12 protein-coding genes, 1 other RNA gene and 1 other annotated feature are annotated in these 15410 nt (G+C 43.1%); of the genes, 11 read left to right on the forward strand and 2 right to left on the reverse strand.

Features of this window, described 5'->3' with window-relative positions; translation table 11 throughout:
- The first annotated feature begins 64 nt into the window (after positions 1-64).
- The 4 genes from recJ to dtd all read left to right on the forward strand — a co-directional run bounded on the left by recJ (position 65) and on the right by dtd (position 5740).
- Positions 65-2389, forward strand: coding sequence for a single-stranded-DNA-specific exonuclease RecJ (recJ, locus tag C6347_RS15285; protein WP_106071787.1), 2325 nt, complete (start codon positions 65-67; stop codon positions 2387-2389).
- A 23-nt stretch (positions 2390-2412) separates the two neighbouring features.
- Complete coding sequence (locus C6347_RS15290; protein ID WP_034661543.1) at positions 2413-2925, forward strand: adenine phosphoribosyltransferase; 513 nt, start codon at positions 2413-2415, stop codon at positions 2923-2925.
- A gap of 142 nt (positions 2926-3067) precedes the next feature.
- Entirely contained in the window at positions 3068-5278 is a 2211-nt protein-coding gene (locus C6347_RS15295; RefSeq protein ID WP_060596867.1) for a RelA/SpoT family protein, read from the forward strand.
- 18 nt (positions 5279-5296) lie between these two features.
- Positions 5297-5740 carry a D-aminoacyl-tRNA deacylase gene (dtd, locus tag C6347_RS15300; protein WP_060596866.1) on the forward strand — a complete coding sequence of 148 codons (444 nt, stop codon included), beginning with the start codon at positions 5297-5299 and terminating at the stop codon, positions 5738-5740.
- Positions 5741-5837: 97 nt separating this feature from the next.
- On the opposite strand, the gene C6347_RS15305 is transcribed toward dtd, so the two are convergent.
- Positions 5838-7394 carry an N-acetylmuramoyl-L-alanine amidase family protein gene (locus tag C6347_RS15305; RefSeq protein ID WP_374955743.1) on the reverse strand — a complete coding sequence of 519 codons (1557 nt, stop codon included), beginning with the start codon at positions 7392-7394 and terminating at the stop codon, positions 5838-5840.
- 161 nt (positions 7395-7555) lie between these two features.
- Here C6347_RS15305 and C6347_RS19280 point away from each other — a divergent pair, with 161 nt between their 5' ends.
- From C6347_RS19280 to C6347_RS15325, 5 genes are all read left to right on the forward strand, one after another.
- Positions 7556-7726: a YrzK family protein gene (locus tag C6347_RS19280; RefSeq protein ID WP_003216250.1), complete on the forward strand. Its 171-nt coding sequence runs from the start codon at positions 7556-7558 to the stop codon at positions 7724-7726.
- A 58-nt stretch (positions 7727-7784) separates the two neighbouring features.
- Positions 7785-8024, forward strand: a binding site (T-box leader).
- Positions 8025-8097: 73 nt separating this feature from the next.
- Positions 8098-9372 (forward strand): histidine--tRNA ligase, encoded by a 1275-nt coding sequence (hisS, locus tag C6347_RS15310; protein ID WP_060596864.1) that lies wholly within the window; start codon positions 8098-8100, stop codon positions 9370-9372.
- Positions 9373-9390: 18 nt separating this feature from the next.
- Positions 9391-11169: an aspartate--tRNA ligase gene (gene aspS / locus C6347_RS15315; RefSeq protein ID WP_106039645.1), complete on the forward strand. Its 1779-nt coding sequence runs from the start codon at positions 9391-9393 to the stop codon at positions 11167-11169.
- 77 nt (positions 11170-11246) lie between these two features.
- Positions 11247-11427, forward strand: a non-coding RNA gene (gene ssrS / locus C6347_RS15320) — 6S RNA.
- Between the two features lie 92 nt (positions 11428-11519).
- On the forward strand, positions 11520-12284 hold the full coding sequence (locus C6347_RS15325) for a tRNA threonylcarbamoyladenosine dehydratase (RefSeq protein WP_044140034.1): 765 nt from the start codon (positions 11520-11522) through the stop codon (positions 12282-12284).
- A 33-nt stretch (positions 12285-12317) separates the two neighbouring features.
- Here C6347_RS15325 and C6347_RS15330 read toward each other — a convergent pair whose 3' ends face one another.
- On the reverse strand, positions 12318-13583 hold the full coding sequence (locus tag C6347_RS15330) for a replication-associated recombination protein A (protein WP_106071789.1): 1266 nt from the start codon (positions 13581-13583) through the stop codon (positions 12318-12320).
- A 206-nt stretch (positions 13584-13789) separates the two neighbouring features.
- On the opposite strand from C6347_RS15330, the gene cymR reads away from it, so the two are divergent.
- Positions 13790-14209, forward strand: coding sequence for a cysteine metabolism transcriptional regulator CymR (gene cymR / locus C6347_RS15335; RefSeq protein WP_012010726.1), 420 nt, complete (start codon positions 13790-13792; stop codon positions 14207-14209).
- Between the two features lie 18 nt (positions 14210-14227).
- The gene (locus tag C6347_RS15340; RefSeq protein ID WP_060596863.1) at positions 14228-15370 is read left to right on the forward strand and encodes a cysteine desulfurase family protein; all 1143 of its coding nucleotides are present in this window, start codon (positions 14228-14230) and stop codon (positions 15368-15370) included.
- Positions 15371-15410: the final 40 nt, after the last annotated feature.

Consider the following 15410-nt stretch of genomic DNA (forward strand, 5'->3'; position numbering starts at 1 on the left):
ATAAAATAAAAATTGAAACCCCTCAGGCCACTCTAGTATAATAGTGTGGTTGAGGGGTGAATTTATGTTATTATCCAAAATGCGCTGGGAATATGAACATCCAAGCGAAGAAAAAGTGAAATCACTCTCTGAAAATCTGAATATTTCAGCGCTGACTGCATCGCTTCTTGTAAAAAGAGGACTCGAAGAAGTAGAAGAAGCGAGGTCTTTTTTATTTGATCAAAAAGCCGAATTTCATGATCCATTTCTATTAAAAGGGATGAAAGAAGCAGTAGAGCGCATCAACAAAGCGATCGAAGAGCAGGAATCGATTGTGATCTTCGGAGACTATGATGCGGATGGTGTGACAAGTACGTCTGTGCTTTTACATACATTAAAAGAGCGGTCTGCGAAAGTAGACTTTTATATTCCAGATCGATTTAAAGAAGGCTATGGGCCTAATGAACAGGCTTTTCGATATATCAAAGAGCAAGGCGCATCGCTTGTCATCACGGTCGATACAGGCATTGCAGCTGTAAATGAAGCACGTATTGCAAAAGAAATAGGGTTAGACCTGATCATTACAGATCACCATGAACCAAGTGAGGAGCTGCCTGAGGCACTTGCAATTGTCCATCCTAAGCAGCCGGGCTGTGAGTATCCCTTTAAAGAACTTGCCGGTGTAGGCGTAGCGTTTAAAGTGGCGCATGCACTTCTTGGGAAACTGCCAGCTCAGCTGTTAGATCTTGCGGCAATTGGGACAATAGCGGATCTTGTGCCGCTTCATGATGAGAATAGATGGCTCGCCAAAAAAGGGCTTGTGCAGCTTCGACAGTCGAAAAGACCGGGGCTGAAAGCGTTATTGAAAGAAGCGGGAGCTACTCTTGAAGAAGCAAATGAAGAAACGGTCGGCTTTCAAATTGCGCCAAGGCTGAATGCTGTAGGGCGAATTGAGCAGGCAGATCCAGCTGTTCATCTTCTCATGACAGAGGATAAGGATGAAGCAGAAGAGCTCGCTCGTTTTGTACAAGAACTCAATAAAGAACGTCAAAAAATTGTGAGTACGATCACAGAAGAAGCCATTCAAATGGTTGAAGAGACAGGTGATGACCAGTCTGCGATCGTTGTAGCGAAAGCTGGCTGGAATCCGGGTGTTGTCGGAATTGTTGCCTCTAAATTGACGGATAGATTTTCACGTCCGGCGATTGTGCTTGGAATAGATGAAGAGACGCAAATGGCAAAAGGATCAGCGCGGAGTATTCCTGGCTTCGATCTATTTTTCCATTTAAGCAAATGCCGTGACATTCTGCCGCATTTCGGCGGGCACCCGATGGCTGCGGGTATGACACTTCGAGCGGATGATGTTCCTTTACTAAGAGAAAGATTAAATCAATATGCGAATGAAACGTTGACAGAAGAAGATTTTATTCCGATTCAGCGGGTCGATGCCGTATGCAAGGTAGACGAATTGACGGTTGAAGCGATTGAAGAAGTGGGGATGCTGTCACCATTTGGCATGCAGAATCCAAAGCCGTTCATCATGATTGAAGATGCGAGGCTTGAAGAGATCCGAACGATTGGGGCAAATCAGAATCATATTAAAATGTCTCTGAAAGACGAAGACAAGCTGCTTGACTGTGTCGGTTTTCATCAAGGTCAATTAAAAGAAGAAATTGTCACAGGTAGCCGCATTTCCGTCATTGGTGAAATGTCCATCAATGAATGGAATAACCGGAAGAAACCTCAGCTTATGCTAAAAGATGCCCGAGTAGATGAATGGCAGCTGTTTGATTTGCGCGGCAAAAAGGATTGGGAAAAGACAATCTCCACGCTTGATCCAGAAAAATATGTGGTGGTCTGTTTTGACGAAGAAACAAAACAGGAAGTCAATATCCCAATTTATCATGTCCATGCAGAAAATGTTTCAACGTTCGATGTAGAGGGCAAGTATATCGTCTTTGCGGATGTTCCTGCAGATGAGCATTTGCTAAGGCGACTTTTAGAAAACCAAAAGCCAGCTAGAGTTTATACGGTTTTTCAAAGAAAAGAAGATCATTTTATGTCTTCTTTCCCTAGCCGTGATCAATTCAAATGGTTTTATGGATTCTTGTTAAAACGAGGAAGTTTCCCCCTCAAAGAACAAGGAATGGAGCTGGCCAAACATAGAGGCTGGACAAAAGAAACAATCATTTTTATGACAAAGGTGTTTTTTGAACTCGGTTTTGTTAAAATAGAGAATGGTGTGCTGTCAATAGTACGTGATGCCCCTAAAAAAGATTTAACGGCATCAGCATCCTATACAGCAAAACAACGATTGATGGAACTCGATCAAACACTAACATATTCCTCAGCCAAAGAGCTGAAGGAATGGCTGAATAGCATGATGAGCGAAGTCTCACCTGTGCTTTGACGTACGAGGAGGAAAAGGAAAAGATGGATTTAAAACAATATGTGACAGTTGTACCTGACTACCCAAAGGAAGGTGTACAATTTAAAGATATTACAACGTTAATGGATAAAGGCGAAGTGTACCGTTATGCAACGGATCAAATCGTTGAATACGCGAAGGAAAGAGACATTGATCTCATTGTTGGACCTGAAGCGCGTGGATTCATTATTGGCTGCCCTGTAGCATACGCACTAGGTGTAGGTTTTGCACCAGTTCGTAAAGAAGGAAAGCTTCCTCGTGAAGTCGTTAAAGTCGATTACGGTTTAGAATATGGTAAAGATGTATTAACGATTCATAAAGATGCGATTCGTCCTGGTCAGCGTGTCCTGATTACAGATGACTTACTTGCGACTGGTGGAACAATTGAAGCATCCATCAAGCTTGTAGAGGAATTAGGCGGCGTTGTGGCAGGAATTGCATTCTTGATTGAGTTGACGTATCTGGACGGCAGAAAGAAGCTTGACGGTTACGACATCTTGACGTTAATGCAATACTAATGGAGTTTTACGCAAAAAGCACTCGGTAAGAAGGGTGCTTTTTTCCTATCAAAAATCTTTTAGCGGACTTCTTCTCTTTACATCTATCGAATTTTTCTTGATAATAAACTACAATACAGTTTTCATTTAAAAAGGTGATTCCATGGCGAACGAACAAGTTTTAACGGCGCAGCAGGTCATTGACAAGGCAAGAGAATACCTGTCCGCTGAACATATTCAATTTATAGAGCGAGCATATGAATATGCTGAAAATGCACACAAGGAGCAATACCGGAAATCTGGTGAGCCTTATATTATCCATCCAATTCAAGTGGCGGGGATTCTTGTTGACCTTGAAATGGACCCATCGACCATTGCAGGCGGTTTCCTGCACGATGTTGTCGAGGATACGGATGTGACATTACAGGATTTAAAAGAGCATTTTAACGAAGAAGTTGCGATGCTTGTTGATGGTGTGACAAAGCTCGGGAAGATTAAATATAAATCACAAGAAGAACAGCAGGCCGAAAACCATCGAAAAATGTTTGTGGCAATGGCGCAGGATATACGCGTCATCTTAATTAAACTGGCAGACCGTCTGCACAATATGAGAACGCTCAAACACCTTCCTCAGGAGAAGCAGCGAAGAATTTCAAATGAAACACTTGAAATCTTTGCACCGCTTGCGCACAGATTAGGGATTTCAAAGATTAAGTGGGAGCTTGAAGATACAGCGCTCCGTTACTTAAATCCGCAGCAATATTACCGGATCGTGAATCTCATGAAGCGCAAACGAGCGGAACGTGAGGAATACTTGGACGAGGTTGTCAATGAAGTGAAAGACCGTGTGTCAGAGGTGAACATCAAGGCTGAATTTTCCGGCAGACCAAAGCATATTTATAGTATTTATCGCAAAATGGTCCTGCAAAATAAGCAGTTTAATGAAATTTATGATCTGCTGGCCGTTCGTATTTTGGTTGACAGCATTAAAGACTGCTATGCCGTGCTCGGGATTATCCATACATGCTGGAAGCCGATGCCAGGCAGGTTTAAGGATTATATTGCGATGCCAAAGCCGAACATGTACCAATCCCTTCATACAACAGTGATTGGGCCAAAAGGTGACCCGCTTGAAGTTCAGATCCGTACAGTGGAAATGCATGAAATTGCAGAGTACGGAATTGCAGCGCACTGGGCATACAAAGAAGGAAAAGAGTCAGCAGAATCAACGGAGGAAGCTGTCTTCCAGAAGAAGCTCTCTTGGTTTAGAGAAATCCTTGAATTCCAAAATGAATCGACAGATGCAGAAGAATTTATGGAATCGTTAAAGATCGATCTCTTCTCTGATATGGTGTTTGTGTTTACACCAAAAGGAGACGTCATTGAACTGCCGTCAGGTTCAGTTCCGATTGACTTCTCTTACCGGATTCACTCGGAAATTGGGAATAAAACGATCGGTGCTAAAGTCAACGGTAAGATGGTCACGCTCGATCACAAACTGAAAACAGGTGACATTATTGAAATTCTGACATCTAAGCACAGCTATGGACCAAGTCAGGATTGGGTCAAACTTGCCCAAACCTCCCAAGCGAAGCACAAGATCAGGCAGTTTTTCAAAAAACAGCGCCGTGAAGAAAATGTCGAAAAAGGCCGAGAACTCGTGGAGAAAGAAATCAAAAACCTTGAGTTTGATGTCAAAGACATTCTGACAGCTGAAAACCTGCAAAAAGTGGCTGACAAATTTAATTTTTCAAACGAAGAGGACATGTATGCAGCGGTTGGTTATAACGGAATTACTGCACTCCAAGTCGCCAATCGTTTAACAGAAAAAGAAAGAAAACAAAGAGATCAAGAAGAACAAGAGAAAACTGTTCAAGAAGTGACAGTAGAGTCAAAGACGTATCATGGGAAAAAACGAGAAGCAGGCGTAAGAGTCAAAGGGATAGATAACCTGCTTGTCCGCTTATCTAAGTGCTGTAATCCTGTTCCAGGTGATAGCATTGTTGGTTTTATTACGAAAGGCAGGGGCGTATCTGTTCACCGTGATGACTGTCCGAACGTGAAGACAGGAGAAGCGCAGGAACGGTTAATCCCGGTAGAGTGGGAGCATGAACAGCCTGCTCGAAACCGTAAAGAATACAATGTGGAAATTGAAATATTAGGATATGATAGACGCGGCTTACTCAATGAGGTGCTTCAAGCAGTCAATGAAACCAAAACGAACATCTCTTCAGTTTCTGGGAAGTCTGACCGTAACAAAGTGGCGACGATCCATATGGCGATCTTTATCCAAAACATTAACCATTTGCACAAAGTAGTAGAGCGCATTAAACAAATCAAAGACATTTACTCTGTTCGCCGATTCATGAATTAGAAAGGAAGTATATCGTCTATGAGGCTTGTAGTGCAGCGTGTGACAAGTGCATCTGTCAAGGTAGAAGAAGAGATCACAGGTGCCATCAATGAAGGGTATATGGTGCTCGTTGGTGTCACACATGAAGATACAGAAGAAGATGTGCTTTATTTAGCAGAAAAGCTTGCACATTTACGTATTTTTGAAGATGAAAACGGGAAAATGAATCATTCGTTATTGGATGTAAAAGGAAGCGTCCTGTCTGTGTCTCAATTTACCCTTTATGGTGATACGAGAAAGGGCAGACGACCGAATTTTATGAAAGCAGCCAAGCCAGATGCCGCGAACTCCCTTTACGAATGTTTCAATAAAGCCCTTAGAGAAAAAGGCATTCATGTAGAAACTGGCCGCTTTGGCGCGATGATGGATGTGTCATTGACCAATTCAGGGCCCGTCACCATCTGGATGGATAGCAAAGAATAGATTCGCTTTAGACTGTAGATAAACTCATGCAGGAGTTTGTTTAGAGTCTTTTTCTTTTGCGATCAAACAAAAAAGAGGCGCAGAGGCCTCTTTCTTTTTAACGGAAATATTGTTTTAATCCTTCCGTCATTCCTTCTGTGACTCGTTCTTGGTAAGAGGCGCTATAAATGATCGCTTCCTCCTGAGGATTGCTTAAATAGCCGAGTTCATATAAAAGAGAAGGGCGTTTGTTCTCTCTTAAAACAAAATAATCTCCGAATTTGACACCCTTATCAGGGATTTGAGAGCGTTTAGCGACTTCTGTATGGACATTTGTCGCTAATTGCTGGTCTTTTGCTGTTTGATAATAATACGCTGTACTTCCTCTGACACTTGGGTCCATAAAACTATCATAATGAAGACTAATAAATGCATCTGCATTTCTGTAATGAGATGTCGCGACCCTCGATTGAAGGCTGATAAAAGTATCATCACTTCTTGTTAAATAGACATTTGCACCAGAAGCCCTTAATTTGCCTGCAAGTAAATTGGCGGTTTTGATGGTAATGTTCTTTTCAAATGCACCATCTGCGCCAATCGTGCCGCTGTCTTTTCCGCCATGACCAGGATCAAGAACAATCGTTTTTCCTTTTAAAGACCCAGTTCCAGACGATGAATCCTGCTGTGGTCTTGGTGCTTCGCTGCTATTTTTATTCGTTTGAACGACCCAGCTTGCCACATAACCAGTTCCGCCGTTTGATAGTGTCACCTCGTACCAGTCACCTTGCGTGCGAACAATTTGATAGGCAGCGCCTTTTGTGGCTCTTTCTGCAATCCCAGCAGAGGTAGAAGCGCTTTTTCGGATGTTGGTGCCATCGTAGACAATGTACGCTTTCTTTTGGGAAGACGAAGAAGATGAATTCTGTTCACCCGCCGAACTCGCTCCATTGCTTGTGACGATGTAATAGCTTGCAGCCCATCCTTTTACGCCTTTTGCCTCAATTTCATACCAGCCGTTCTGCTCGCGCAAAATGGTGATCTGTGTGTTGCGGGCAAGTGAAGCGACGACTTGTGCATTCGGTGCCGCCGATTGCCTTACATTCAAGCTCGATACGCCAACTGTGCCTGTCTGTTTAGAGCGAGAGGACTCGCCAGAGCTTGATTGAGAAGCTTTTTTGCCGCCTGAAACATAATCAGAGTGAACCCAGCCTGCTGCTTGTTTATACGAAATTTTTGTCCATTCGCCGCTTGTTTTCAGCTTTTTAGCGGAAGCGCCTTGCGGGAAAGTTCCGATGACTTGATAGGAAGTCCCAGGGCCTGTCCGTATGCGAAGATCCGAGGCTGTCGATGTAATGGAACTGCTGCCTGATGCGCTCTGATTTTGCGCCTTTGGCTTAGCAGACTTTTGGCTGCCAGATGATGTGGTAATCAGCCATGAGACGACCCAGCCTTTTTGACCGTTTGACAATTGGATCTGCACCCATTCTCCTTGTTTAGTGAGAATGGGATAGCTTTCTCCGCGCTTCACAACAGCTGCGATTCCATAGCTTAAACCAGGGCCCGTTCTCACATTGATTTCATCTGTTGCAACCACAGCTTGATCTGTTTGTGCTGTAGCATGTGTCATAGGCAAAGTACTTGCGATGAGAACAAAACAGGTAAGAAGCATCAACATTTGATTGTGTTTTTTTAGATTCAAAACGGTGTTTTCCCCTCCCTTGTAAAACCGATGAATGTAAATTCGTTATGTAATGGACTAATTCCTTGCAGTTTCCCTAATAAAAATGAATCAATCTGTTTATACTAAATAAAAACGTGATAAAAGGATGTACAAACATGAGATTAAGCAGAAAATTAGGACGAGTGCAATATAATGGACACCGTGATATCGATCGCTGGCAGCACGACGAAATGGATCAACCAGGCTTCCTTGAAGAAACCGCATCTGAATACGGATGTACGTCAAAAGAAGAGCTGGAAAAGAAAAAGAGGCACGGCAAGGGTTGACAGAGTGGCAGCACCGACCTTATTATAATATAAATCAACACACTTGAAAATTTAAAATGTGGAACTGATGATAGAGAATAGTAGGGTAAATTGCGTGAGCAGAGAGGAATCGCCTTAGGCTGAAAGCGAATCCGCATGGCATTTATCACGAAAGAACACTCTGTAGGTTTCCTGCTGAACGCTCTAAAAATGAGTCAATAGGCGGAGAACGTGAATCTGCGTTAAGGATTTGAGCGGGAACATGGCTGGATCATGTTCCAACTAGGGTGGCACCACGGGTATAACTCTCGTCCCTACTATACACATAGTAGAGGCGGGGGTTTTTTATATGTCCACATAAAAAATGAATGATGGTCGTAGGAGGACGAAAAATGAGTTTTAATATTCCAAGAGGCACACAGGATATTTTACCTGGAGAGTCAGAACGCTGGCAGTATGTTGAACAAATTGCAAGAGATACATGTGCAGCCTTTCAATACAAAGAAATCCGTACACCGATTTTTGAGCATACAGAGCTGTTTGCACGGGGAGTAGGCGAATCAACCGATATCGTTCAAAAAGAGATGTATACATTTGAAGATAAAAAGGGACGCAGCATCACCCTTCGTCCAGAGGGAACGGCTTCAACTGTACGTTCTTATGTTGAAAATAAATTATTTGCACAGCCCGCGCAGCCAACAAAGCTGTATTACATTGGACCGATGTTCCGCTATGAACGTCCGCAAACAGGGAGATATCGTCAATTTTATCAATTTGGGATTGAAGCGATCGGTTCAAAGGATCCTGCCATTGATGCAGAAGTCATTTCACTTGCGATGAGTGTTTATGAGAAAGCAGGCCTTTCTAACTTAAAGCTCGTCATTAACAGCCTTGGTGACAAAGAGAGCCGTGCAGACTACCGCAAAGCACTTGTCGAGCACTTTGAGCCAAGAATTGATGAATTCTGTCATGACTGTCAAACCCGTTTACATCAAAATCCGCTGCGAATTCTTGATTGTAAAAAGGATCGTGACCACGAATTGATGGCAACGGCTCCATCCATTCAAGATTACTTAAATGAAGAATCACGGACTTATTTTGAAAAGGTCAAACAATACTTAACAGATATAGGCATTGAATATGTCGTCGATCCGAACTTAGTGCGCGGTCTTGATTACTACAATCACACGGCATTTGAGATCATGAGTAATGCAGAAGGCTTTGGCGCGATTACCACATTAGCCGGCGGCGGCCGTTATGATGGACTTGTTGAAGGAATTGGCGGTCCTGAATCACCAGGAATCGGTTTTGCTATGAGTATTGAGCGTTTCCTATCAGCAATCGATGCTGAAGGGATTGATCTTCCTCTGCAAGATGGCATTGATCTATACATTGCTGCACTCGGTGATGAAGCGAAGGATTACTCTGTTTCATTATTAAATCGTCTGAGAAAAGAAGGCATTTCAAGTGAAATGGACTATACAGGGAAGAAATTAAAAGGGCAATTTAAAGCGGCTGATCGATTAAAAGCCAAGTTTATTGCAGTCCTTGGTGAAGATGAGCTGGCGCAGCGCATTGTGAATGTAAAAGATACGACAACGGGTGAACAAATTGAAGTGAAGCTTGATGAGCTGATTCAAATGATGAAGGCCCACAAGAAGGCGTAAAGAAGGAGTGGAATGTTTGTGTTTGGTAGAACTTTTTATTGTGGAGAAGTAACAGAAGACCAAATCGGTCAAACCGTTGTATTAAAAGGATGGGTTCAAAAAAGACGTGACCTTGGCGGATTAATCTTTATTGATCTGCGCGACCGTACAGGGATTGTACAAGCTGTCTTCAATCCAGACCTATCAAAAGAGGCGCTTGAGACAGCAGAGTCGATTCGTAATGAATATGTCCTTGATATTAAAGGAACGGTTGTCGCAAGAGAAGAAGCAACAATCAACCCAAATTTAAAAACAGGGAAAATTGAAATTCAAGTCGAAACGGTCAGCGTGTTAAATGAAGCGAAGACCCCTCCTTTTGTGATTTCAGATCAAGCGGACGAGGTATCAGAAGATGTGCGCTTAAAATACCGTTACTTAGACCTTCGCCGTCCTGCTATGTTTGAAACGATGAAAATGCGACATGAAGTAACAAAAGCATTCCGCCATTTCTTAGATGACAACGGCTTTCTAGATATTGAAACACCGATTTTAACGAAGAGTACGCCAGAGGGTGCACGTGACTATCTTGTTCCAAGCCGTGTACACGAAGGAGAGTTCTATGCCTTGCCTCAGTCTCCGCAACTATTTAAACAATTGCTGATGGTCTCAGGGATGGATCGTTACTACCAAATTGCCCGCTGCTTTAGAGATGAAGACTTGCGTGCTGACCGTCAGCCGGAATTCACACAAGTCGATATTGAAATGTCCTTTATGAGTCAAGAGGACATTATGACGCTTGCCGAAGAGATGATGGCAAAGGTGATGAAAGATGTCAAAGGCGTAGACCTGACATTGCCATTACCTCGTATGACATACGATGAAGCAATGAATTCTTATGGATCTGATAAGCCAGATACACGTTTTGAGATGAAGCTTGTCAACATTTCAGATACGGTAAAAGATTCCGATTTCAAAGTCTTTAGCGGAGCTGTGAAAAATGGTGGAGCTGTGAAAGCCATCAATGTCAAAGGTGCTGCAGCCAACTACTCAAGAAAAGACATTGATGCCCTTGGTGCATTTGCAGCGAACTACGGTGCAAAAGGTCTAGCTTGGCTAAAAGCAGAAGGGACAGAATTAAAAGGACCGATTGCTAAATTCTTTGATGAAGCAAAGCAGGCAGAATTAAAGGAGCAGCTGCAAGTCGAAGAAGGTGACCTGTTACTTTTTGTTGCAGATAAGACGTCTGTTGTCCATGATGCACTTGGTGCCCTTCGCCTAAAACTCGGCAAAGAGCTTGAACTCATTGATGAGTCTCTATTCAACTTCTTATGGGTTGTTGATTGGCCGCTGCTTGAAAAAGATGAAGAAGAAGGCCGCTTCTATGCTGCCCATCATCCTTTCACAATGCCAGTACGCGACGATCTTGAATTAATTGAGACAAGCCCGGAAGACATGAAGGCACAGGCTTACGATCTTGTGCTGAATGGCTATGAGCTTGGCGGAGGTTCGATTCGTATTTTCGAAAAGGATATTCAAGAAAAAATGTTTAGCTTACTTGGGTTTTCAAAAGAAGAGGCATATGAACAATTCGGCTTCCTTCTAGATGCTTTTGAGCATGGAGTTCCTCCGCATGGCGGAATCGCGCTTGGTCTTGATCGCTTAGTGATGCTGCTTGCCGGCCGCTCTAACTTAAGAGATACCATTGCGTTCCCGAAAACGGCAAGTGCGAGCTGTGTGCTAACAGATGCTCCTGGCACTGTAAGCGAAGCGCAGCTTGATGAGCTAAGTTTAGCCATTAAAACAAAGGTAAAACAGTAAAATAGACGCATGGATATGGGCATGTAAACGCTTGAAAAAGCGGCATGCCTATGATATGCTTTCTTCAATCAATAAATAAAGTCCTGATACGTACGGTGGTTACCTAGTTTTGACCGAACATTTTTTTATACGGGAGCTTGCCTTTCCTTTCTGCATAAATGCCTCTTTAGAGGACTTATAAAGTCAGGAAGAAAGCACCCACCTGCATGGTGCGGGGTTCAAAACGAAGGAAAAGCTGGCGGCGTTGTCGGGACTTTTTTGTGTTTTTTTCTTTTTCAGAAGGATGACGAAGAAGTTTGAATATGATATGATTCTTTCGATTCATTTTAAATAAAGGTGGAGTGAGGCACTTGTTACATCAGTTTTCAAGAAACGAGCTTGCTATAGGCAAGGAAGGCTTAGATATATTAAAAAACAGTACAGTTGCAGTGCTTGGTGTGGGCGGCGTTGGCTCATTTGCAGTTGAGGCACTCGCTCGTTCAGGCGTTGGCCGTATTGTTCTTGTTGATAAAGATGATATTGATATTACAAATGTGAACCGTCAGCTTCCAGCATTGCTTTCAACAGTTGGTCAGCCAAAGGTTGACTTAATGCAGGCGAGAATCGCTGATATTAATCCGGAATGTGAAGTAGTTGCACTAAAGATGTTTTATACAGAGGAAACATATGAGCAATTTTTTGAATATCCGCTTGATTATGTGATCGATGCGTCAGATACGATTCACTATAAAATTCATTTAATGAAAGAGTGTCTGAAACGCAATGTGAACATCATTTCGAGTATGGGAGCAGCAAACAAAACAGATCCGACCCGTTTCAAAATTGATGACATTTCAAAAACACATACCGATCCAATTGCAAAAGTTGTAAGAACGCGTCTGCGCAAAGAAGGGATTCGTAAAGGAATTGAAGTCATTTTCTCTGATGAAAGTCCGATTGTGATTCGCGAAGATGTCAGAAAAGAAGTTGGAAATGATGAAGCGAAGATTCGAAAGGCACAAATGCCGCCATCATCCAATGCGTTCGTCCCGTCTGTTGCAGGGCTGATCATGGGTGGTCATGTCATTATGCAGCTCTTGAAAGATATTCCAATTACACGTGTGAAGGATAAATAAACAGCCCGCCTGCTAACATGCAGGGGGCTTTTTTTATTTTTGGCGTTTTAAATTCTCATATACCTGTTTCAGTGCGCCTTCAAATTTGCCTGTTTGCTTCGGTTCATAGTATTGCTTGTTTTTCAGCGGATCAGGTAAGTATTGCTGCTTCACCCAGCCGTTTTCATAATCGTGTGGGTATAAGTAATCGACACCTCTGCCGAGTGCTGTAGCTCCTTTGTAGTGAGCATCCTTTAAATGAACAGGGATTTCACCAATTTTCCCTGATCGAATGTCACCCAGTGCCGCATCAACCGCCTTATATGCTGAGTTGGACTTAGGAGAAAGACACAGTTCAATGACTGCGTTAGCCAGCGGAATTCGTGCTTCCGGGAAGCCGACTCTTTCTGCGGTTTGAACAGCGCTTAACACACGAGGACCTGCCTGCGGACTAGCTAAACCAATATCTTCGTAAGCCATCACGAGTAATCTCCTTGAAATGCTTTCAAGGTCTCCTGCTTCAATCAGTCTGGCAAGGTAATGCAGCGCCGCATCTGCGTCAGATCCTCTAATGGATTTTTGAAAAGCCGAGAGGACATCATAATGAGCATCACCATTCTTATCATGTGAGAAGCTCTTTTTTTGTAAACATTCTTCTGCTGCGGCAAGAGTGATCATAATATGCCCAGCCTCATCTGCTTTTGTCGATAAGATAGCTAGTTCTAGCGCATTTAAAGCAGAGCGTACGTCTCCGCCGCATCCATTGGCAAAATGATTCATCGCTTCATCGTTCACTGTCACCTCATAACCGCCAAGCCCGCGATGTTCATCCTGTAACGCTCTTGTTAACGCAGCCTTGATTTGCTCTGTTTCAAGCGGTTTCAGCTCAAATATTTGTGTCCGGCTTCGGATGGCAGGGTTGATCGCATGATAGGGGTTAGCCGTCGTTGCGCCAATTAAAATGATCATGCCATTTTCTAAATAAGGAAGAAGGAAATCCTGCTTTCCTTTATCAAGCCTGTGAACCTCGTCTAAAATAAGGATGACTTGGCCGCTCATTTTCGCTTCAGCGGCGACAGCTTCCATATCCTTTTTGTTATGAATGACTGCATTCAATGTCCGAAACGCAATGCTTGTACTGCCAGCGATCGCGGTCGCAATCGATGTTTTGCCGATGCCCGGCGGTCCGTATAAAATCATCGAGGATAAATGTTTTGCCTCGACCATTCGTCTAATAATTTGACCTTCTCCAACGAGATGCTCCTGCCCAATGATGTCTTCAATATGACTTGGGCGCATCCGGTACGCTAAAGGTTTCATGATTATCTCTCCTAAAGCAATGTCTTGTTTGTATAGAGTACCGAAATTTCTTCAAATAGAAAAGGGATGCGTCCTCCTAAAGCGCAGAACCGGCAAATGAAAGTTGGCTGAAAGTATGATATAATTGCTTTTGGTCTATATATCAGCGTATATGAAATCAGAAAAATAATTGATGACATAGAATAGAAAACGCAGAGGTGTTTAACTTGAAAATTTCAACTAAAGGCAGATATGGTCTGACGATCATGATCGAATTAGCCAAAAAACATGGCGAAGGCCCCACATCATTAAAATCAATCGCTCAAAACAATAATTTGTCTGAGCATTATTTAGAGCAGCTTGTCTCACCACTTCGTAATGCCCGTCTTGTGAAAAGTATTCGCGGTGCATATGGCGGCTATGTTCTTGCACATGAACCAAACGAGATCACAGCCGGTGATATTATTCGAGTATTAGAAGGACCGATTAGTCCTGTCGAAGTCATCGAAAACGAAGAACCAGCAAAGCGTGAACTTTGGATTAGGATTCGTGATGCAGTAAAAGACGTACTAGACAATACAACTCTTGAAGACTTGGCAAGCTATACAGATGACGGGAATCAAGACGCGTATATGTTCTATATTTAGATCAGAGGTGTACCGGAAATGGAACGAATCTATTTAGATCATGCGGCCACAACGCCGATGGATCAGCGTATTGTGGACAAGATGATGCCTTACTTTACAGAGATATTTGGCAATCCCTCTAGTATTCATTCATATGGGCGCGAGGCAAGAAAGTGGCTCGATGAAGCAAGAGAAGTGATTGCAGGAGAATTACACTGTAAACCGCAGGAGATCATCCTCACAAGCGGAGGGACAGAGGCGGACAACCTGGCGATTACAGGTGTGGCCATGGCAAGACAGCATGAAGGAAAACATATCATCACAGCAAAAACAGAGCATCATGCGGTGCTGCACACATGTGAACGCCTAGAGAAGCTAGGATTTGACGTGACATATTTAGATGTGGATGAAACTGGATTGATTCATCTTGAACAACTAAAACAAGCACTGAGAGATGATACGATTCTTGTGACCATCATGTACGGCAATAATGAAACAGGTGTGATTCAGCCAATCAAAGACATTGGCGAGCTTTTACACAATCACACTGCTCATTTTCATACAGACGCCGTGCAGGCGTTTGGAACAATGCCTATTGATGTAGCAGACCTTCATATTGATCTCTTATCTGCTTCTGGCCATAAGCTAAATGGTCCAATGGGAACAGGCTTTTTATATGTAAACGAAGGCGTGAAACTTTCTCCGCAAATATTCGGAGGAGAACAAGAAAGAAAACGCCGTGCTGGCACTGAAAATGTGGCAGGGATCGTGGGACTTGCAGAGGCTGTTCAATTAACGAAGCAAAATAGAAGAGAAAAAGCCATGCATTATGGTAAGCTCAAAGAAATCATGCTGCAAGTATTCGAAGAGGAATCACTTACTTTCTCTATCAATGGGCACCCGAAAGAGACATTGCCTCATATATTAAATGTTCATTTCCCGGGCGTTTCCATCGAATCGTTACTTGTGAATTTAGATATGGAAGGAATTGCTGTTTCAAGTGGATCTGCATGTACGGCTGGATCCGTCCTTCCTTCGCACGTGTTAAGCGCCATGTATGGCGAAGAAGCAGACAAGCTGACGTCCTCAGTCAGAATAAGCTTCGGTCTTGGGAATGAAGAGGATCATGTGAAACAGGCGGCACGCAAGATAGCAGCTGTTGTCAAACGCTTAGCCAAATAAACGTTCCTCTTTTGTTCGTGTGTGAAAAATGAAACAGCCA

Source organism: Bacillus sp. NMTD17, from assembly GCF_002998735.1.
In the GTDB taxonomy this organism is placed as follows: Bacteria; Bacillota; Bacilli; order Bacillales; family Bacillaceae; genus Bacillus.

What these genes read in the sequence shown, in the direction of transcription:
- recJ (WP_106071787.1), top strand. Translation starts at nt 65, where the DNA reads ATGTTATTATCCAAAATGCGCTGGGAATATGAACATCCAAGCGAAGAA.
- C6347_RS15290 (WP_034661543.1), top strand. Translation starts at nt 2,413, where the DNA reads ATGGATTTAAAACAATATGTGACAGTTGTACCTGACTACCCAAAGGAA.
- C6347_RS15295 (WP_060596867.1), top strand. Translation starts at nt 3,068, where the DNA reads ATGGCGAACGAACAAGTTTTAACGGCGCAGCAGGTCATTGACAAGGCA.
- dtd (WP_060596866.1), top strand. Translation starts at nt 5,297, where the DNA reads ATGAGGCTTGTAGTGCAGCGTGTGACAAGTGCATCTGTCAAGGTAGAA.
- C6347_RS15305 (WP_374955743.1), bottom strand. Translation starts at nt 7,394, where the DNA reads ATGTTGATGCTTCTTACCTGTTTTGTTCTCATCGCAAGTACTTTGCCT.
- C6347_RS19280 (WP_003216250.1), top strand. Translation starts at nt 7,556, where the DNA reads ATGAGATTAAGCAGAAAATTAGGACGAGTGCAATATAATGGACACCGT.
- hisS (WP_060596864.1), top strand. Translation starts at nt 8,098, where the DNA reads ATGAGTTTTAATATTCCAAGAGGCACACAGGATATTTTACCTGGAGAG.
- C6347_RS15330 (WP_106071789.1), bottom strand. Translation starts at nt 13,583, where the DNA reads ATGAAACCTTTAGCGTACCGGATGCGCCCAAGTCATATTGAAGACATC.
- C6347_RS15340 (WP_060596863.1), top strand. Translation starts at nt 14,228, where the DNA reads ATGGAACGAATCTATTTAGATCATGCGGCCACAACGCCGATGGATCAG.